Here is a 19631-nt window from a genome sequence, read left to right as displayed (position 1 = left end):
TTTTTTTTCGCTTATTTTTAAACAGGCTCTTATATTTTTTTATATATTTATGCATAGATAATGGGGTTTACCCGATAGAAATAAAGCGCGAATTGTTGTATTGTGTGTTAAGATCCTTACTGTTTTGCGGAAAATCCTTCTCTTAAAATTAAGCAGTAGATCCTAAAACAATTCTTCCATTTTTACAGGAAGAAATATTACGATAATAAAACTGATGAAAACTTAATCACCATCCCTAATAAATTAAATATCTGATGCTTTTCTTATGAGAAAAATAATTTTATCCTTTACTTTTTACGCATTTTTCAGTTTGATCTTATATGCACAAAATATTAAATTTGAAGAATATGAACTTGCCAATGGCATTCATGTAATCTTACACCAAGATCATACGGCACCGGTTGTAACTACGGGAGTTATGTACCATGTCGGCTCCAAAAATGAGGAAGTAGGCAGAAGTGGTTTTGCTCATTTCTTTGAACACCTGCTCTTTGAAGGAAGTCCAAATATCAAACGTGGAGAATGGTCTAAGATTGTATCCTCTAACGGGGGTACAAACAATGCCAATACGACTAGTGACCGAACTTATTATTATGAAACTTTCCCTTCTAACAACTTACAATTAGGACTCTGGATGGAATCCGAAAGATTGCGCCATCCTATAATTAATCAAATTGGAGTAGATACCCAAAGGGAAGTGGTAAAAGAAGAAAAAAGACTCAATATGGATAGCCGTCCTTATGGCAACTTGCTCACCGCCCTTCAGGAGAATTTATTTACCAAACACCCTTACCGATGGACCACTATAGGAAGTATGGAGGATATTAACCAGGCTCAGCTCTCTGAATTTAAAGATTTCTTTAAAAAGTATTATACCACTAGTAATACCACCTTAGTAGTCGCAGGAGATTTTGATAAAGATCAGGCAACGGATTGGATTCATACCTATTTTGGCTCTATTCCTAAGAGCACCACCCCCCAGAGTAAGTTCGCCCAAGAAGATCCCATTACTGATCCTAAGGAGTCAACTTATAAAGATCCTAATATCCAATTACCCGCTTATCTTTTCGCCTATAGAGTTCCAGGATACAGAGATAAAGAATCTTATGCACTGAGTATGCTTTCGAATTATTTAAGCGGGGGTAAATCTTCGGTACTCTATAAAAAATTAGTAGATCGGGATAAAAAAGCGCTAGAAGTAGCCGCTATCAATCTAGGGCTTGAGGACTATGGTATTTTTGCTTTTTTTGCTATCCCTATGGGGATGAGCACAAAAGATATTCTAAAACAAGATATTGACCTAGAAATCAAAAAATTACAAACCGATCTTATTTCAGATGAAGATTATAAAAAATTACAAAATATGATTGAAAATCAATTTGTAAATAAAAATGCCAATATACAGGGAATCGCGAGTTCTTTAGCTACTTATCATGTTTTATACGGAGATACCCATCTGATCAATCAGGAAATAGATATCTATCGCTCCATAACAAAAGAAAACCTACGAGAAGCTGCAAAAAAATATCTAAAACCCAACCAAAGAGTTATTATCAACTATTTACCTGAAAAAAAATAAAAACATGAAAAGATACATTATTTATCTCATTGCGAGCTTTCTGGTTTCAGGCATGATGACAGCCCAGGATATAGATTTAAATGCAATGCCCGAGCCTGGACCTACCCCCAGCATCAATATTGAAACCCCAAAATCTTTTACATTAAACAATGGGCTTCACGTTTTAGTGGTAGAGAATCATAAACTTCCGAAAGTTAATATTTCACTAAAAATAGACCGACCTCCTGTATACGAAGGTAAAATTGCAGGGGTCTCTAGTATTGTAGCCGAACAGTTAGGAAATGGGACCACTAGTATTTCCAAAGATGATTTTAATAAAAAAGTAGACTTTTTAGGGGCCACCATCATATTTGGATCTTCCACAGGCTTTGCGAATAGTCTCTCTAAATATTTCCCAGAAATTTTAGAATTAATGGCCGATGCTACAATAAATCCCAAATTTTCGGAGGACGAAATCCAAAAATCTAAAGAAAGAATACTAGAGTCTCTGAAAAGTAATGAAAAAAATGCCAATTTTATCGCCTCTCGGGTTTCTAATGCAATTACCTATGGTAAAAACAGTGCCCGCGGGGCATTTGAAACTGAAGAAAGTATAAAATCCATACAGCTTAAAGATGTACAAAATGCCTATCATCAATATTTCCATCCGAATAATGCATATTTAGTAATCGTAGGCGATGTTAAATTTGATACAGCTAAAAAGCTTATTCAAAAACACTTTGGATCTTGGAAAAAATCAAATTTGAACCTACCGGAGGCTACCCCTATTAACAACCCTGCTAAAACAGAGATAAACTTAATCAATGTACCCAATGCAGTACAATCTATCATTTCAGTAGAAAATATTACCTCACTGAAGATGAGAGACCCGCAGTATTTTGCGACTATCATAGCCAACCACATTCTCGGAGGAGGAAGTGAAGGTCGACTTTTTATGAATCTTCGTGAAAAAAATGGTTTTACTTATGGGGCTTATTCCAATATTAACACCTCTAAATATACCCCATCTTTTTCAGCCATGGCCAGTGTAAGAAATGAGGTGACAGACAAAGCAGTAAAAGAGTTTATACATGAACTAAAGACGATTAACACCCTTACCCCAGAAGAGCTAAATCATGCCAAAGCAAAATTAAAAGGCGATTTTATTCGCTCAATGGAAAAGCCCGAAACCATAGCCCGATTTGCGGTAAATTCAGCGATCTATAATTTACCCAAAAACTTCTATACCCATTATTTGAAGTCCATAGATCAAGTTAGTCTCGCAGAGGCTGAAAAAGCTGCAAAACTGAATATACTGCCTCTTCAAAGTCGAATTTTTGTTACCGGAAAGGCTATAGACATTGCGGATGGATTGGAAAAATTAGGCTATATGATAAATTACTATGATCGAGATGCTAATAAAATTACAAAACCAACCGCACCCCCAATAAATCCGCATATATCAGTGTCCAGTATTCTGGAAAAATACCTAAACGCTATAGGAGGTAAAGCGCTTTTGAAAAAACAAAACTCTCTTTCGATGGAAGGTTCCTCTTCTATGCAGGGGATGGAAGTAGTGATAAAAATTAAGAAAGCCAAAGAGGGAAAGTTAGTTCAGGAAATTATCGCTATGGGAAATACGATTCAGAAAATCATATTCGATGGAAAAAAGGGCTATATGAGTATGATGGGTAATAAAGAACCCATTACAGAAGAATTGAAAGGGGAGATTCAACAAATGTCTTCTCTATTTACAGAACTGAATCTCACTCAAAAAAACGGCTTAAAAATGGGGGGAATTGAAAAACTGGGAAATGAAGATTCTTATGTTATTACAGATGGACTTAGTACCCATTATTATAGTGTAAAAACTGGGCTAAAAACCGGTGAACAAAAAATAAGAAAAATAGGAGGAAAAGAAGTGATGATACCTACAATATATAGTGATTATAAAGAGGTAAACGGAATAAAATTGCCTTTTACGATTACCCAAACAATAATGGGGCAAAATATGGTAACGCATGTCCAATCTTATGTCTTCAACACGGCAAAAGATTCTGATTTCACTCCATAAAAAATAGAATACCTCATCAAATTTTTATTTTTTTTACACTATTTTTAGTAAATTAGTATACCTCTAAATTGCATATTACATATGATTAAAAAAAATAAATCCGTAAGAAGATTTAAACTCAGAGTAAAAATGGCTCCAAAGAGAATACAGAAAAAATATTGATTTTCTAAAATAGAAAATCAATATTTTTATATGAAACTGGATCACTCATCACTATTTATAATACAGATGGAGTGAACAATAGCCCGTTTATATTGGTTAAGAGGAGATTTCATGGGCCTCGAGTTTAAGTTTTGCCCTATTATATTCATTTATGAAAATAAGGACTTAAATATTGAATCATTATTTCAAAATTGAAGGCAGCTATTCTTTCATAGCTTGTTGGCACTAAAAACCGGAAAACAAAGTTAACGCTACCTTTCTGGCTACGAAGCGTAGTTTAAGAATATGCTTTGCTGTAGACTAATAAATCAAATAATACACAAAAAACGAATGGCATAATGGCTTAAAAACTGAAACTCCCCTAGTCTCTAATGATTGTGGATTTTAAAGCGCTCTAAAAATCGTTGCAAACCTGAGGTAAAATATACTTTGTTTCTCTTTTAAAGAAGTCTCTCAAATTTTTATTCAGAACCGTACATTTACGGTAAATTTATTTTGTAAAAAAATATTCATCTAGATAAGCTGCAATAAAAAAACCTTGTAAAATATACATTTTACAAGGTTTACTGTTCTATTTGCGATCCGGACGGGACTCGAACCCGCGACCTCCGCCGTGACAGGGCGGCATTCTAACCAGCTGAACTACCGGATCTAATCATGTACGGAAGCTTAAGCTACCTCGATTATTCTGACGGCAAATTTACAACAATAATTAACAATAGCAAACAATTTTACAAAAAAAATGCCTCCCTATGTGGAAGACATTCATTATCAATGTATATTATTTTTACAAATAAGCAGATAATTTTTCTGCGATCACTTCTTTTGGAGATACTCCTACCAATTTATCAACTACTTCTCCGTTCTTAAAGATTAAAACCGTAGGAATATTTCTAATCCCAAACTCCATAGAGATTTGCGGATTGTTGTCTACATCCACTTTTCCTACCACTGCTTTTTCTTCAAAATCAGTAGCAATTTCTTCAATAATTGGACCCAACATTCTGCAAGGACCACACCATGTTGCCCAAAAGTCTACTAAGACCGGCTTATCCGAATTAATAACTTCATTAAATGTTGAATCAGTGATTTCTAACGCCATAATACTATTATTTCATTTTAATTAAGTCCACAAATTTACACAATTTATTATACCTAAGCGTCTATATCACACATTCATTTTTTCAATATCCATTTCCTTGATTTCTAATAAAGTTTCCACTAATCTATCGATATCTTGTTTAGTGGTCATATGGCTAAAGGACAGGCGTAAAGGTGTAGTATTCTCCAACTGGTCGTCGGTAAGTATGGATAACATAACCATAGAAGGTTTGGCCGCACCCGAGCTACAAGCACTCCCCTGTGAGACAGCAATACCTCGCATATCCAGCTGAAAACCTATAAGTGGATTTTTAAAGGGTAATAAAACGCTTAATAAAGTATAAAGGCTATTTCCTCTTTCAGCAGAACGCCCGTTAAAGATAACCCCGGGCAATTTTTGGCTGAGCTGTTCTACAGCATATGCTTTAATATCTTCCATATAATGGGTATTTTCCTGCATATGCTCTACGGCCAATTCCAAAGCTTTCCCCAAGCCTACAATTCCGCTTACATTTTCGGTACCCGCCCGTAGACCTCTCTCTTGGGCACCTCCTACAATCAGTCCCTTTATGCCAGAAAATTTTCTTACAAATGCAAAACCTGCACCTTTAGGTCCATGAAATTTATGTGCACTACAGGAAGCGAAATCCAGTTTAATCCTAGAGAAATCTAGTGGTAAATGCCCCACCGTCTGCACGGTATCAGAATGATAAAGTGCCTGATATTGCTTACACAGGGTCGCTACTTTTTCTATATCCAATAAGTTGGCAATTTCGTTATTCGCGTGCATTAACGTCACCAAGGTTTTCTTTTTAGAGTTCTGGAGTAAGCTTTCCAACTGATTCAGATCCAGATCTCCTTTTTGATTGGGCTTTAAGTAGACGAGTTCCACTCCTCTCGTATGCTTCATCTCAAAACTGGTCTCCGCTACGCACTTATGTTCCAGAGGAGAGGTAATAATACGCTCTATCCCCAGATTATTCACGCACGACTTAATAATCATATTATTCGCTTCTGTACCACAAGAAGTAAAAATAATTTCAGCAGGCGATACCTGAAGATACTGGGCTACTTTACGCCTATTTTCTTCAATAATAGCTTTAGCCTCCTGTCCTATACTATAGGTAGAAGAAGGATTTCCATAGTGGACTTTCATCACTTCTACCATAGCTGCAATAACCTCTTCTCGAAGAGGTGTAGTTGCTGCATTATCAAGATAAACTCTATTCATTTTTAGATTACTGGTTATATAATATATCTTCCATTGTTACTCTTTTAGGGGGGGTGAAAAAACAAAGCCCTTTGCCTATTTTATGGATCTGTGAATAAATATTAAAATTAATGAAAAAAATTAAAATATCCCTCATCCGCCCAATCTAGCATCGGCTTGTCGCCTTCGGTATCTCCAAAAGCGATAACTTTATCAAAATTCGATAGGTCGATTTCCTTTTTGATACGGTTTACTTTTTCTATTCCATTGCAGTTTTTGGTCACAAAGCTACCAGCAAATTTACCGTTTACAAATTTAGCTTGGGTAGAAATACATCCAAAATTAAAATAGTCAGCAAAGGGTTTTACCCAAATATCTAAGGATGCCGTTACCAAATAGGCCGTAGTATTATGATCTATACTCTTAAAAAAATCCAACGCATTTTTTCTGATAATACTCTTTTTATAAGTCACTAAAAAACGTTGTGCCTGCTCTTCTAATTTGGTTTGAGTCTCATCTTTTAATACGGAAGTAATAAAGCTTTTTTTTACCCTCTCAGCATTAACAAAGTTCATTTTCATCATCATAAATAAGGGAATATGCCTTATAAACTGTAAATAATATCGCTGCGGGTTGTAAAATTTTAAAAAAAGGAACATCGTATCCCTGTTGGTAATCGTTCCATCAAAGTCAAAACAATAAAGTTTTTTCATCTTGTCTCATATTTTTATTATTATTATTCTTTAAAATAAATCTGTAACAAAAATGCGACCAACCATAACAATAAAATTACTTGTATATAATGATCTTTATAAATAATTTTGGTGGGAGACTCCGTTTTATTGTAAACTAAGGTTTGCTGTAAGTAACGCAAAAAAGCGAAAACAACAAAAATTACAGTGTAAAATACCCGCGGGTGGAATTTATATTGTACTTCGGGGGATAAGGTAAACATTACATAACACACAATGGCGAGTGTACAGCTAATGGATAGAGCAATATCTGCAAACTGAACATTATATCCTCCCAGCGCTTTTCGGGTTTGCCCATTAATATTCTCGTTAATAAGCTCTCCTCTCCTTTTACCTATAGCCAAAACCAATGCCAATAAAAAGGTTAATAAAGTCGCCCATTGGGAAACACCGATACCGGTGATAAAACCCCCGGATAACACCCGTAAAACAAAACCTATAGAAATAATGAAAATATCGATTATAGGCACATGCTTTAACTTAAAGGTATAAAAGAGGTTGAGGATAAAATAAGCTAAAATGGCACTGTTAAATCGTTGAATTTTCATACCATTGGCTATGCTTATATACAGCATACATCCCCCGATTAACAAACCGATGAACAGCCCTATAAGTATGGCTGTTTTTTTAGTGATCGCTCCAGATGCTAAGGGCCTATAGCACTTTTGGGGATGCTTCTTATCCTGCTCCAAATCCATGTAATCGTTGATGATGTAGATACAGCTGGCGGTAAGTGAAAATACCATAAAAGCCATACAACTTTTACCGAATAAGTCTAACTCCAAAATTTTACCAGAGAAAAATACAGGTAAGAATACAAAAAGGTTTTTCACCCATTGCTCTACTCTCAAAAGTTTTAAATACTTTTTCATTGACCAAGGAACTGAGTGCAAAAGTAAGCATTCTTGGGTGATAAATAAAAAACCACTGTGAGGCAGTGGTTCTTTATGATTTCAAATTATACATTAAACATGCTATTTTCCTTGATGTGCTTCTTGAATCATTTTCTGGTTAGCGGTAATGGCAAACTCTACCCTACGGTTTTTAGCTCTACCCGCATCTGTATCATTAGAAGCAATAGGCTCGGATTTTCCCATACCTTTTGCCGCCATACGACCTCTCTGAATCCCGTGAGCTACTAAATAGTTAATGACCGAATTGGCTCTTCTGTCGGAGAGTCCTAGATTATAGGCCTCAGAGCCTTTTCCGTCGGTATGTCCATACACATTGATATTGGTATCGGGGTTATTTCTGAATACAGTAACCAGTTTATCCAAATTGTTTTTAGCAGTAGGTGTAAGGTTGGCAGAATCAAAATTAAAATTAATGGTATTCTCATTTAAAGTAATTTTAATCCCCTCGGCTACTCTTTCTACCTCTGCTCCTGGTAAAGCCTGATTGATCTCCTTAGCTTGCTTATCCATTTTATTTCCGATAACAATACCAGCAACACCTCCAACAATACCCCCCAAAACAGCACCTATACCACCTTTGCCACCATGTCCCGCATTATTACCTATAATTCCCCCTAAAACTGCCCCACTGGCCGTTCCTATCGCAGCTCCTTTTTGGGCATTATTTGCATTCTGCACAGACTCACAACTGGTAAGCATTAAACTGCCGGATAAGAATACAGCAGCAATATTTGTTTTATTTAAATATTTCATTTTTTTTAGTTTATGGGTGTATATTTATTAATTAATTTTTTGAAAGTGATATACGACATTTACAGGTGTATCACCTACGGTTTGCACGAGGTCAAAAGCATTAGGACTCTGATTTTGAAGTTGTAGAAAATAACCTTCTTTTACGGATTTAGCCTTCACACCACTGGGGATTTTCTTAAATGAAAACACCCTTCCCGGAGTGACATCAAACTTAAATCGAGTGGTTACCTCTGGGCAATTGTTATTAGAAGAAAGGGAATACGAACCCGTGTTATTATTGGGAACTAGCTTCCATTGACTCCCTACAAAACAATCAACATCTACTCCTTCGTCAAAAGGTTTTATTTTATAATTTTTATCGTAATCTACATTAGTAACCTGCCAAGTTCCCTTCAATTTGTAATCATTATTCCGAGCACTTTGCGCTTGATTTGCTGTGGAACAGGAAGCGGCCACCATAGAGCCTAATACTCCTGCAAGTAATAGATTTTTCATGTTCTTTTTATTTCTTATAAAGATATAAAAATTATGCCATTTTTTTTGATAAATGAAAAAAAACAAACATTTGCCTAAACTATCGTAGTTTTAACAAATTATTTTTTTACTTTCATTTTTTGTCTGCAGGGCTTTTTCTTGGATGTACTATAAAAATGATGATAGGCATATTCAGCCGCTTTGCCAAGATCCAACACTCCACCGGCTCTAGACATATAGTTAAAGGTATTGTTAACCTTTACCCCTATATTAGCATCTATTGTCGATTTGTTGGCCGTATTAACGATAGCCTCAATAATCTGCTCGGGCTTAAGATTCGGCATATAAGCCAATAACACAGCTGCTGCACCTGCTACGACAGGCGAAGCCATAGAAGTTCCCTGTAAATATTTATAGGTAGCATCAGGAAATGTAGAGTATATTTTTTCACCTGGAGCAAAGATATCCACTAATTTTTGATTGTAATTGGAGAAAGAGGCTCTAAGGTTTTTATTATCATTGGTACTCGCACCAACTACAATCATATTGTTAACAAAAGGCTTCTCATCAGATGGGTCTTTATAATTGGTAGGATAATAGATATGTTCAGCAATATCTTCATTTTCATTCCCCGCAGCCTTCACCAAAAGAACGCCTTTATCTTGTGCATATTTAAATGCTTCCCATACTTTTTCCTTATGAGGAGAAAGCGGCTTTCCAAAACTCATGTTAATGACTTTAGCTCCGTTATCTACAGCATAGCGTATTGCATTGGCCACATCCTTATCGCGCTCATCTCCATCAGGCACAGCCCTCACCGTCATAATTTTAGCTACTTTATAGGCTATTCCATACTGTACTTCTTCCCCTTGGGGTAAACCTGCTATAGTCCCTGCCACATGGGTTCCGTGATCAGCGTTGGGTCCCTTGTAATGATTGTTACCATAGTGGCTTTCGTTTAAATTTTCATAGTCATCACCAACGATAGCACGCGGGTCGTAATCTATATTAAATTGCTTTGTTACTTCCTGATCATAGTGCTTTAAGCCTTCATTAATTTGGTCCTCAAAAACTTTCTGGAGCTCTGCACCTGATTTTCCAGCTAGTGATTCGTCTTTTAGCATATCTCTTAACATGACCAGATATTGGCCTTCATAAGCATCTTTAGGCTTGATGGCTTGTAGATTTTCCTGAGTTAAGGCTTTACCCTTCAACAGTCCTAAAATTAGAGGAATAGATTTCTTAATCATGGTATAGCCTATAAAATTTTCCTGTCCTTCTATACTTTTGTTGATGTATATGGTCTTAGCCTGTGTGTAGAGCTTATATTCTGAAGGCATTTGGGTTTGATTTGCACTGTTGGCTTCGGTATTAGCCCCTTCAAAAAGAGGTTTGTATTTTTTTACAATCCGAGTAACCTCCTGGGTATCGACTCCTACATCGCCCTCTTTTCCTCCGATAAAATTCCAGCCGTGTACATCATCTACATATCCATTTCCATCATCATCAATGCCGTTATTTGGAATTTCTTTAGGATTGACCCATATATTTTTTTTCAAACCAGGATGATCGACTTCTACACCACTGTCCAAGACCCCTACAATCACCGTGGTAGGTTTTAATCCTTTAGATTCTAAAAATTTATAGGCAGCATCGGTATTTACTCCATACACATGGGAGGTCGCAAAGTCTTTATGATACCATGTTTCTAAATCTCTATCATGACTTTTATTCGATTCTTGTGAATATCCAGAAAAAAAGGCTGTTAAAAAAACAACACTGATGAAAAGTTTTCTCATTTTTATTTATTTTTTTTTAAGATATACAATAGATTCCGGACCAAGATTACAAATCAAATCTAAAATAGATAAATTGGGAATATATCCCAACTTATCAGAAAATACCTGATAATATTTTTGGCAAAGCTTTTCTACTGTTTTTTTAGCTGAAAACGCTTGTCTTAAATCAACACCTGCAGGGATATCTTGATAAGACGAGGTAAAACCGAAGTCCTGTTCTATTTTTAATATTCTAAGTATGATATGCAAGGCCCGGAGATTAAATTGCATTAGAGACTGGGGTTGACCCTCAAAGATAGTCTTTAATTCCTCTTCATAAAATTCAAAGTAAGGAGAGCTCTGATAGGCTGTTTTAATAGATTTCCAATGCAACTGCTGCCATCTCTCCGCATAAGAGATTTGCGTATCCCTATACAAGCGATTCCCTGTGTGCTTTATGGGTATAATAAGGGATAATTTACCATTGGCTCCGTAAATTTCAGTACGGTTTCTATAGGTTTGCTTGGGAAAATTTTCCCATTCTTCTAAAAGAATAATACGATTTTCATCTAAAAACTGCGAAAACCACTGTACAGGGGGTAAATAAAAAATCGGGAGAATCAAATTAGTCATTCTCTTTTCTTTTCTTAAATATTTTAATAAAAAATTCCCATCCAAAAAAAAGCACCAAAAGACATGCTGCAATCCACCAATAAGAAGTTTTGTGAGCTTCACCTGTATTGGAGGCTTTAAACATGCGCTCCCAACGTACTTTCTTAGGCCCCTCATCAAATACACCTTGTAGACTCAACCAAGTAAACATAGGTTTTCCTACAATATATTGTTCAGGAACAAATCCAAAGAAGCGGGCATCTAAAGAGGCATCCCGATTGTCTCCCATCATAAAATAATAATCCTGCTCGATATGATATTGATGGGTTTCTTTGCCATCGATAAAAATTTTACCCTCTTTTTGCTCGAGCTTATGCCCTTCATATTTATGAATAATCCTCTGGTATTGGGGTAAATTATCTTTATTAATGGAGACTAAATCTCCTTTTTTAGGAATTTTGAGAGGACCATACTGGTCGGCATTCCAAGGTTGGTTAATCGGGAAAATAGATTGGGCTGTATCCACCTTGGTTTTTTGCGGATCAAAGTAACTAATCGCTGCTTTTCCTTTGGGACTTATCACTTCTTCCATCTTAACAACCTCTGGGAACTGCCCTATTTCGGAGGCCACCTTATCGGTTAATCCCTGAAACTGATAAACATATCCCCCTGCGGATATTTCGTCTTCCTGCAGCGGTAGATAGCCATAAATTTTCCATAGTCGGTTAATGTCCAAGGCTGTAGAAGTATAGGCCAAATAAGAATGTTGAACCTCGGCATCTCCCATTCTTTTTTCAGGCTGGTGGTTGACAAATAATCGCCCCTCTTTCATCTCTATAATATCTCCGGGAATCCCCACCACTCTTTTCACATAAGGATCTTTACGATCTATAGCCACGTGCACAGAGTCCCCCGGATAGTTAAATACTACAATATCATTTCTTTTAATCTTTTCCCATCCCGGTAATCTAAAGTAAGGCAATTTGACTCCGTCAATATAAGATTTAGAGGCTTTTTTAGGATTGGCACTCCCTCCAATCGTTCCCTGAAGGAAAGGAAGAGCAACGGGACGCATGGGGAAGCGATAACCGTAGTTCAGTTTATTTACAAATAGGAAATCACCTACTAAGATGGTTCGCTCCATAGAACCCGTGGGCACCGCAAAAGGCTGAATCATAAAGGTATGGATCACTGTGGCAAAAACCACTGCATAAACCAATGCTCCAGAGAAGGTTTCTTTCTTCTCACCAGTATCTTGGCTATCATCTACTATTTGGGTATTCTTGGAATAATTGACAAAAGCCATATAGAGAAAGGGCAACAAAATAGTCAAAAGTATAGGTACTGAAGAGGTCCTTCCCGTTTTTTTCATCAGAAATACATGAAAAACAGACATCATAATAGGCCCTACTATAGGAAGATAGGAAAAAAAAGTCCACCATTGTGGGTGATGGGTACCCTTCAGTACAAGGGCATAATTATAAAAAGGAATAAACGCTAAGAGGGGGTGATAGCCCATTTTTTTAAAAAGCTTCCAGGTAGATAAACCCATTAATAGGCTTAGAATAAGTACATAAAAGCAATAAGTAAGGAAATAATTCATTAGTTCAAGATTTGGTTGTTAACCTTTATTCATAAAGTATACGTTCTTTTAAATCCACGTTTTTCATGCATATTACACGCCAAAGACATCCTTCATATTAAAAATACCTTTTTTGCCTTTAATCCATTCTGCTGCCATTACTGCACCCGAAGCAAATCCCTTTCGACTAAAAGCGGTATGCTTTATTTCTATTTCATCCACTTCAGAGCGGTAATATACACTATGAGTACCTGGGACTTCGTCTTTACGAAGGGCAAAAATTCCCAATCCCTGACCTTCGGTCTTTTCCAATTTCCAAGAAGTAAAGTCTGAATTTTCAATAACGCCTTCTGCTAAGCTTATGGCTGTACCACTAGGGGCATCTTTTTTATGGGTGTGGTGGATTTCCTCTAATTGAACCCTATACTCTTCTGAGAAAGGATGCATGAGCTGGGCTAATTTTTTGTTAAGAGCAAAAAACAAGTTAATTCCCAAACTAAAATTAGAACTATATAAAAAGGCGGTATTCTCTCTTACCGCAAGCGCTTCTATTTCAGATCTCTGCTCTAACCAGCCTGTAGTTCCGCATATTACAGGAATTTTTAGTTCTAAACAATTTTTAATATTTTGATAGGCCGCGTCAGGATTGGAAAACTCAATGACCACATCTGGATTATTTAAGTTTTCGACAGTGGGAGTTTCTGCTAATCTCGCTACAATTTCATGACCTCTGCTCTGGGCTATCTGATCGATAATCTTACCCATTTTACCATAACCTACTAACGCTATTTTCATTATCTTTTATTTGTTCTTATTTTTAGAATCTATATCTTAAACCCACTCCGGCCTTGGAGGCTTGAAAGCCAATGGGATCTGCGATCACTACAGGTACAAAAGCGAGATCGGGATCGTTTTTCATGGGCGACAAGTGTGCATCTACTACGGCATCGATAATATTGAGTATATAAAGGCCTGCTGTAATCGCTATAACATAATCGCGTTGACGCTTTGCTCGGTCTTGTGTGCGCCCGAGTACCTCCTTGGTAATTCCAGAAATATCTGAAAATTCGTGGCGCTGCCCGTTGAGTTCTGCTATGAAAGCAGTGCGATAACGACGGTATTGCTTATCATTCCACAAGGCTATTCCCACGCCTGTTCCTAGCGCTCCCCATACGATAGGGATTTTCCAATATTTTCGATTATAAGCCTGGCCTAATCCTGGCATAACGGCAGAGTACAAGCCCGCCTTAGTGGGGTTCTTTATTAATACGATCGAAGCTTGTGGGAGGGCATTTACAGCATGAATATCCTCTATAACCTCTTCGGGTGTTTTATTCACTTTAAGAGAATCAACATATGACGGCTTTAATAAGCTGTCGCTTTTTTTTTTCTGCGAAAAACAAAATACAGCGCTAAGAATGCTAAAAAAAACAATTAATTTCTTCATCCATCTATTTTTGGGCTGCTTTCAGCAGCTAATATTACCTCGAAAACCACTCGCTATCACTCTCCTAAAAGTTTAAGAATCTTTTCTAAATCCTCTTCTGAGGTAAAATCTAAAATAATTTTACCTTTTTTCCCCTTTCCTAAAGATTTAATTTCTACATTTAAGTCTAGGGCATCAGCAATACTTTTCTGTGCTTTTTTCAAGTGATTGGGTAATTCTTTTACAGGTCTATCGGGTTTGGGTTTATTATTTTTCAATCGATGAGCATAATCTTCGGCCTGACGAACATTGAGGTTTTCCTTAAGGATTTTTTGGTAAAGAAAAACCTGCTGCTCTTCGTCCTGAAGGCTGAGCAAAGCACGACCATGTCCTGCAGAGATTTCGTTACATCTAATCGCTCCTTGAATTTCTGGACTCAACCTTAACAATCGCAACGAATTGGTAATGGTACTTCTCTCTTTCCCTACACGCGCACTGAGATTTTCCTGCGTCAGACCAATTTCATCTATTAGGCGCTGATAGGTGAGGGCAATCTCAATAGGATCTAAATCTTCACGTTGGATATTCTCTACAAGAGCCATCTCCAATAACTCCTGGTCGTTTACCAAACGTATATAGGCCGGAATAGTATGTAAACCCGCTATTTTACTGGCACGATAACGGCGCTCTCCAGATATAATTTCAAACTTGTCTCCCTCTTTACGTAAGGTTATAGGCTGAATAATCCCTAAAACCTGAATGGATTGGGCTAAATCATGAAGGGCCTTTTCATCAAAATTAGTACGAGGCTGGTTGGCATTGGGATAGATATCATCAATAGATACCTCTACAATATTACCTACCAATTGCTCTGCTCCGACGTCGGTAGCAGAGTTAGCGCCCTTAGCCTCAGCACTTAATATGGCACCTAAGCCACGCCCCATCGCTCTTTTTTTATCTTTCAATGCTTTCTCTATTCTTTTTAGTTTGTGGTTCATTCTTCAATAAAACTTCTTCGGCTAACTGGATATACTGTATGGCTCCCTTACTTTCAGCATCATATCGGATAATAGATTCTCCAAAACTAGGCGCCTCGCTCAGCCTTACATTCCTACTAACGATAACCCCAAATACCATATCAGGAAAATGAGAGTTCACTTCTTCTACGACCTGGTTGGATAATCTTAAGCGACTATCGTACATGGTGAGCAATAAACCTTCAATATCCAAATCAGGATTGTGAATTCGCTGAACGTTTTTAATGGTATTGAGTAATTTTCCCAAACCTTCTAAAGCAAAGTATTCACATTGTATGGGTATAATAACCGAATCCGATGCGGTAAGCGCATTAATAGTGATAAGGCCTAAACTGGGTGCGCAATCAATGATAATGTAATCGTATTCCTCTTTGATGCCCACTAATGCTTCTTTAAGCATATACTCTCGTCTGTCTTTATCGACTAGTTCAATTTCAGCCGCTACCAAATCGATATGTGATGGAATAATATCTAAATTAGGAGAAGTGGTTCGCTGTATACATTCCCGTATATTCTTGCTATTTTCCAAGACGTTATAGGTGGAATTATATACTTCCTCAATACCCAATCCAGAAGTCGCATTGGCTTGTGGATCAGCATCGATTAGCAGAACTTTTTTTTCTAAAACACCTAGCGCAGAAGCTAGATTAACCGATGTAGTGGTTTTACCTACACCGCCTTTTTGGTTTGCAACTCCTATTATTTTACCCATTTTAAAGATTTAGATTTCAAAAATACAATTTTTTTAATGCCAACGCTTATTATAAAAGGCTTAAAGTTAATAAACATCTATCATACAGCATATTATATCACAAAAAAATTATCCACAAAAAGTGTTTTTTGTGGATAATTTGGAATCGTATATTTAGGGCTTAATCTACTTGATAACTTCTTTTAATCATTATTATTAAAAAGCTCTTTTATGTACATAAATAGGGCTATATTGTTTTATTACGAAAAGCCGCTGAAAAAATATTATGAATAAATATCTCAATAAAAACAACTCTAATTACAGCTGTTTAAAACCTAATAAATGGGACGTTAAGATTTTAATCCATGTAGTCTCACCAGAGGAGCCTACTTACTTTCGACCGCCCCACATTCCAAGAAAAATCAGGATATTAGCCCACCGCTCTAAAAGAGTTCTTTTCTAATAATATTTTGAGAACGCTCGGGACCTACGGATACTAAATACACGTTAATTCCCAAATAGTCTTCTATAAACTCTATATATTTCTTGGCCGCTACTGGCAATTCATCATAACCTCTTACATGAGTGATATCCTCATCCCAACCCTCAAGTTCTTCATAAATAGCTTGGTAGTTGTATAGCTTGGTAGTGGAAGAGGTAAAGTAATCAATTATCTTTCCATCTTCGGTCTTATAATGGGTTACGATTTTCAGAGGTTTTATTCCAGTTAAAACATCCAGTTTGGTAATCACCAGATTGTTTATGCCATTAATCATGCAAGCGTGCTTTAGCGATACCAAGTCCAACCAACCGGTTCTCCTCGGTCTTCCGGTAGTAGCTCCAAACTCTCCGCCAATTTGCCTAATTTGCTCTCCCAACTCGTTATTCAACTCAGAAGGAAAGGGACCATGCCCTACTCGAGTGCAATAAGCTTTAGCCACCCCTATTAAATTCTGAAGACTGGTAGGAGGCACACCTGCTCCCACACATACACCTCCGGTAGAAGGCGAGGATGATGTCACATAGGGGTATGTGCCAAAATCAATATCCAACATTAAAGCCTGAGCCCCTTCAAAAAGAATATTTTTACCCTCATGTATAGCCTGGTTAAGCTCCAACTCAGTATCTACGATTCTATGCTTTAGAGCCTCTCCTATAGTGACAAATTCATTATAAATAGACTCTACATCCAGCTCAGGTTTTCCAAAATATTTGGAAAACAAAGCATTCTTAGTCCTGAGGTTTTTCTCTATTTTTTCTCTTAAGATTTGCGGATTGAGCAAATCAACCATGCGAATACCTACACGAGATATTTTATCCTCATAACACGGCCCTATTCCTTTTTTAGTGGTACCAATCTGGGTTCCGCCCTGTTCTTCTTCCCTATAAGTATCGAGTAAAATATGATAAGGCATGATCACATGAGCTCGACGGCTAATAAATACGTGATCCGTTTTCATTCCCTTACTTTCAATCTGCTCTATTTCTTTGATGAAAGATTTAGGATTTACCACCACTCCATTGGCAATAATACATTTTCCTTTACACTGCAGAACTCCTGAGGGTAACAGGTGAAGTACAAATTTCTCATCTCCTGCATATACGGTATGTCCGGCATTATCCCCGCCCTGATAGCGAACTACATAATCGGACTTTGCAGATAGCACATCCGTAATTTTACCTTTTCCTTCATCTCCATACTGAAGACCTACTACAACGTACGTTGACATTTTTTACTTTAAATTTAGATTTATGCAAATTTAGTCTTAATTGATGGTGAAGACAAATTTAAAAACCTATTTTTTAAGAATAAATCAACCTATCCCACGCAGCAGGCAGCACCCAAGGTTGATGAAACACCCCTCTAAACGAGCAGAAAAACTATATTTATGATGATGCAGCTCTATCAAAGTATTGTTTAAGTTTAGGATTTCCATTCCGATTCCATAAAGGAGCATTCCAACTAAAATTAGTAGTGAATGTTGGGTAGTTCCATCAACTATAAGCACAAAGATCACAGGATTCCGGTAGGCACAAATATACGGGTTTAGGTTGCCTGAGTTATACACTCCCCCATTATGCTGCCCATCGATATAATGCTCAGTTTCAAAGATCGGATTGCAGTTCGCCAGTGGATCAGTATTTAACCACAGGCTTAGTTTTTTAAATCTACCACTCTATATTCCAACTTCTTAATATCTAAATATTCTTTTATTTTTTTAGATCCATGAAGATCTCCTTCGAAATAAGTTATATATGGGAAATAAATTTTATTTTCATAGATGAAAAACAAAGCACCCTGAAAAGTAATCGGCACTTCGTAGACTTTGTTACAAGCATTGATCACTATATGAGGTCTTCTATTAATTAACAAACCTAACATTCCCTCATCGTCATTATGCACCCTACAATCTTTACATCCACTTGAAAGGTCATAACACATATACCCTTCCCCACTATAATTACTTACAATACTATCGGTTTTTGCTCTTACTTCTTTCGGCAATTCGTCATAAGTAATGGCTTTATATTCCGTATAGTAATTCTTGTTACAACTCACGAGTGGGAAGATCATAAGGACAAGAATTAACCGCTTGAATATATATTCTGTTTTCATATTATTCTTGTGTTTTTTGTTTAACATTTATAGCCTGCTGTAATTTAGGAAGCCATACTTTTACATTTTCTTTTGACGTCCCACAATGACCAGAGAGCCCACATCCTACATCCTGAAAAATAGAAACCTGATCTTTATATTGTATGTTCGTAGCATTTGGATAGGTTCTTCCCGCTAAGCCCAATTTCCCTTTACCGGACGTATCGGTACCTCCAGATACCTGAACAACATCTTGTGAGTTATAAATATTGTAGTGCGTAGTCGAAGTATTGCTGGTATCCAGTTGATATTCTTCACGAACAGGCGTATTAATAGTGATCAAATTAATAGGAACTTTTCCTTCATAATAGGCATCTACCATATTTGCAGCCATCACCCCTACATTCCCACCATGGCTGTGCCCCACTATGCTAATAGGCTCTCCTTCTATTCGGTGATTGATGATAAAATTAAACTGTTCTCTTGCAGCTGTTCGTCTAGCCTGCATAGAGTTGCTACCACTCCACCTCTCCGTATACTTCTTAGAATTTCCAAAAGTCTTCTGTATTGCTCCTTGCGAAGCATCAGACATAAACTGTTGATTTCCCCAAGTCCCATGCATAAAGAAGGCTTGCTTCCCATTCGGATCCACAAAAACTACAGGATTCTGGTAGGTGTAGCTATACGGGTTTAGGTTGCCCGAGTTGTAAAAACCTCCATTGTGCTCACCATCGATATAATGCTCACTTTCAAAGATCGGATTGTAGTTCGCCAGTGGATCAACAGACAACCACATCTACTCAACAAATTGCTCGCGCGAACGCAACCTTTTGATAAAGAACACCTTTTCTTATTCTCAAAAATAAGGATTTTTCTTTTCAATTGAAAAAAATAAACTTCTGTTTCCAAAA

18 protein-coding genes and 1 tRNA gene are annotated in these 19631 nt (G+C 37.0%); 2 read left to right on the top strand and 17 right to left on the bottom strand.

The annotated features are described in order from the left end of the window. The first annotated feature begins 265 nt into the window (after nucleotides 1-265). On the top strand, nucleotides 266-1579 hold the full coding sequence (locus GNY06_RS06705; protein ID WP_166519346.1) for a M16 family metallopeptidase: 1314 nt from the start codon (nucleotides 266-268) through the stop codon (nucleotides 1577-1579). Between the two features lie 4 nt (nucleotides 1580-1583). Beyond that, a complete protein-coding gene (locus tag GNY06_RS06700; protein WP_166519345.1) occupies nucleotides 1584-3632 on the top strand; it encodes a M16 family metallopeptidase in 2049 nt (682 codons plus the stop codon). Between the two features lie 740 nt (nucleotides 3633-4372). Here the strand turns inward: GNY06_RS06700 and GNY06_RS06695 are convergent. From GNY06_RS06695 to GNY06_RS06615, 17 genes are all read right to left on the bottom strand, one after another. Next, nucleotides 4373-4446, bottom strand: a tRNA-Asp gene (locus tag GNY06_RS06695). A gap of 135 nt (nucleotides 4447-4581) precedes the next feature. Beyond that, nucleotides 4582-4896 carry a thioredoxin gene (trxA, locus tag GNY06_RS06690; protein ID WP_166519344.1) on the bottom strand — a complete coding sequence of 105 codons (315 nt, stop codon included), beginning with the start codon at nucleotides 4894-4896 and terminating at the stop codon, nucleotides 4582-4584. A gap of 66 nt (nucleotides 4897-4962) precedes the next feature. After that, the gene (locus GNY06_RS06685) at nucleotides 4963-6126 is read right to left on the bottom strand and encodes a cysteine desulfurase family protein (RefSeq protein WP_166519343.1); all 1164 of its coding nucleotides are present in this window, start codon (nucleotides 6124-6126) and stop codon (nucleotides 4963-4965) included. A 107-nt stretch (nucleotides 6127-6233) separates the two neighbouring features. Continuing rightward, the gene (locus tag GNY06_RS06680; RefSeq protein ID WP_166519342.1) at nucleotides 6234-6818 is read right to left on the bottom strand and encodes an HAD family hydrolase; all 585 of its coding nucleotides are present in this window, start codon (nucleotides 6816-6818) and stop codon (nucleotides 6234-6236) included. 23 nt (nucleotides 6819-6841) lie between these two features. Next, nucleotides 6842-7729, bottom strand: coding sequence for a decaprenyl-phosphate phosphoribosyltransferase (locus GNY06_RS06675; protein WP_166519341.1), 888 nt, complete (start codon nucleotides 7727-7729; stop codon nucleotides 6842-6844). Between the two features lie 102 nt (nucleotides 7730-7831). Next, nucleotides 7832-8524: an OmpA family protein gene (locus tag GNY06_RS06670; protein WP_166519340.1), complete on the bottom strand. Its 693-nt coding sequence runs from the start codon at nucleotides 8522-8524 to the stop codon at nucleotides 7832-7834. 27 nt (nucleotides 8525-8551) lie between these two features. Continuing rightward, nucleotides 8552-9019: a lipocalin family protein gene (locus GNY06_RS06665; RefSeq protein WP_166519339.1), complete on the bottom strand. Its 468-nt coding sequence runs from the start codon at nucleotides 9017-9019 to the stop codon at nucleotides 8552-8554. Nucleotides 9020-9117: 98 nt separating this feature from the next. Next, nucleotides 9118-10797 carry a S8 family serine peptidase gene (locus tag GNY06_RS06660; RefSeq protein WP_166519338.1) on the bottom strand — a complete coding sequence of 560 codons (1680 nt, stop codon included), beginning with the start codon at nucleotides 10795-10797 and terminating at the stop codon, nucleotides 9118-9120. A gap of 6 nt (nucleotides 10798-10803) precedes the next feature. Beyond that, nucleotides 10804-11409: a WbqC family protein gene (locus GNY06_RS06655; RefSeq protein ID WP_166519337.1), complete on the bottom strand. Its 606-nt coding sequence runs from the start codon at nucleotides 11407-11409 to the stop codon at nucleotides 10804-10806. Beyond that, on the bottom strand, nucleotides 11402-12991 hold the full coding sequence (gene lepB / locus GNY06_RS06650; protein WP_166519336.1) for a signal peptidase I: 1590 nt from the start codon (nucleotides 12989-12991) through the stop codon (nucleotides 11402-11404). The genes GNY06_RS06655 and lepB overlap by 8 nt, the downstream gene beginning before the upstream one ends. A gap of 72 nt (nucleotides 12992-13063) precedes the next feature. Further along, a complete protein-coding gene (dapB, locus tag GNY06_RS06645) occupies nucleotides 13064-13765 on the bottom strand; it encodes a 4-hydroxy-tetrahydrodipicolinate reductase (RefSeq protein ID WP_166519335.1) in 702 nt (233 codons plus the stop codon). Between the two features lie 22 nt (nucleotides 13766-13787). Beyond that, complete coding sequence (locus GNY06_RS06640) at nucleotides 13788-14417, bottom strand: DUF5683 domain-containing protein (protein ID WP_166519334.1); 630 nt, start codon at nucleotides 14415-14417, stop codon at nucleotides 13788-13790. A 56-nt stretch (nucleotides 14418-14473) separates the two neighbouring features. Then, nucleotides 14474-15361, bottom strand: a complete 888-nt coding sequence (locus tag GNY06_RS06635) for a ParB/RepB/Spo0J family partition protein (protein WP_176589989.1) — start codon at nucleotides 15359-15361, stop codon at nucleotides 14474-14476. Then, nucleotides 15351-16145: a ParA family protein gene (locus GNY06_RS06630; protein ID WP_166519333.1), complete on the bottom strand. Its 795-nt coding sequence runs from the start codon at nucleotides 16143-16145 to the stop codon at nucleotides 15351-15353. Before GNY06_RS06630 ends, GNY06_RS06635 begins: the two co-directional genes overlap by 11 nt. A 422-nt stretch (nucleotides 16146-16567) precedes the next feature. Next, nucleotides 16568-17854 (bottom strand): adenylosuccinate synthase, encoded by a 1287-nt coding sequence (locus tag GNY06_RS06625; RefSeq protein WP_166519332.1) that lies wholly within the window; start codon nucleotides 17852-17854, stop codon nucleotides 16568-16570. 425 nt (nucleotides 17855-18279) lie between these two features. Next, complete coding sequence (locus GNY06_RS06620) at nucleotides 18280-18699, bottom strand: hypothetical protein (protein WP_166519331.1); 420 nt, start codon at nucleotides 18697-18699, stop codon at nucleotides 18280-18282. Between the two features lie 43 nt (nucleotides 18700-18742). Further along, entirely contained in the window at nucleotides 18743-19516 is a 774-nt protein-coding gene (locus GNY06_RS06615) for a lipase family protein (RefSeq protein ID WP_166519330.1), read from the bottom strand. Nucleotides 19517-19631: the final 115 nt, after the last annotated feature.

This window comes from Elizabethkingia argenteiflava, from assembly GCF_009904105.1.
GTDB classification, from domain to species: domain Bacteria; phylum Bacteroidota; class Bacteroidia; order Flavobacteriales; family Weeksellaceae; genus Elizabethkingia; species Elizabethkingia argenteiflava.
This window is presented reverse-complemented; position numbering and strand designations above follow the sequence as displayed.

What these genes read in the sequence shown, in the direction of transcription:
- GNY06_RS06620 (WP_166519331.1), bottom strand. Translation starts at nt 18,699, where the DNA reads ATGATCTTCCCACTCGTGAGTTGTAACAAGAATTACTATACGGAATAT.
- GNY06_RS06660 (WP_166519338.1), bottom strand. Translation starts at nt 10,797, where the DNA reads ATGAGAAAACTTTTCATCAGTGTTGTTTTTTTAACAGCCTTTTTTTCT.
- GNY06_RS06680 (WP_166519342.1), bottom strand. Translation starts at nt 6,818, where the DNA reads ATGAAAAAACTTTATTGTTTTGACTTTGATGGAACGATTACCAACAGG.
- GNY06_RS06615 (WP_166519330.1), bottom strand. Translation starts at nt 19,516, where the DNA reads ATGTGGTTGTCTGTTGATCCACTGGCGAACTACAATCCGATCTTTGAA.
- GNY06_RS06670 (WP_166519340.1), bottom strand. Translation starts at nt 8,524, where the DNA reads ATGAAATATTTAAATAAAACAAATATTGCTGCTGTATTCTTATCCGGC.
- GNY06_RS06700 (WP_166519345.1), top strand. Translation starts at nt 1,584, where the DNA reads ATGAAAAGATACATTATTTATCTCATTGCGAGCTTTCTGGTTTCAGGC.
- lepB (WP_166519336.1), bottom strand. Translation starts at nt 12,991, where the DNA reads ATGAATTATTTCCTTACTTATTGCTTTTATGTACTTATTCTAAGCCTA.
- trxA (WP_166519344.1), bottom strand. Translation starts at nt 4,896, where the DNA reads ATGGCGTTAGAAATCACTGATTCAACATTTAATGAAGTTATTAATTCG.
- GNY06_RS06655 (WP_166519337.1), bottom strand. Translation starts at nt 11,409, where the DNA reads ATGACTAATTTGATTCTCCCGATTTTTTATTTACCCCCTGTACAGTGG.
- GNY06_RS06675 (WP_166519341.1), bottom strand. Translation starts at nt 7,729, where the DNA reads ATGAAAAAGTATTTAAAACTTTTGAGAGTAGAGCAATGGGTGAAAAAC.
- GNY06_RS06625 (WP_166519332.1), bottom strand. Translation starts at nt 17,854, where the DNA reads ATGTCAACGTACGTTGTAGTAGGTCTTCAGTATGGAGATGAAGGAAAA.
- GNY06_RS06665 (WP_166519339.1), bottom strand. Translation starts at nt 9,019, where the DNA reads ATGAAAAATCTATTACTTGCAGGAGTATTAGGCTCTATGGTGGCCGCT.
- GNY06_RS06685 (WP_166519343.1), bottom strand. Translation starts at nt 6,126, where the DNA reads ATGAATAGAGTTTATCTTGATAATGCAGCAACTACACCTCTTCGAGAA.
- GNY06_RS06640 (WP_166519334.1), bottom strand. Translation starts at nt 14,417, where the DNA reads ATGAAGAAATTAATTGTTTTTTTTAGCATTCTTAGCGCTGTATTTTGT.
- GNY06_RS06705 (WP_166519346.1), top strand. Translation starts at nt 266, where the DNA reads ATGAGAAAAATAATTTTATCCTTTACTTTTTACGCATTTTTCAGTTTG.
- GNY06_RS06630 (WP_166519333.1), bottom strand. Translation starts at nt 16,145, where the DNA reads ATGGGTAAAATAATAGGAGTTGCAAACCAAAAAGGCGGTGTAGGTAAA.
- dapB (WP_166519335.1), bottom strand. Translation starts at nt 13,765, where the DNA reads ATGAAAATAGCGTTAGTAGGTTATGGTAAAATGGGTAAGATTATCGAT.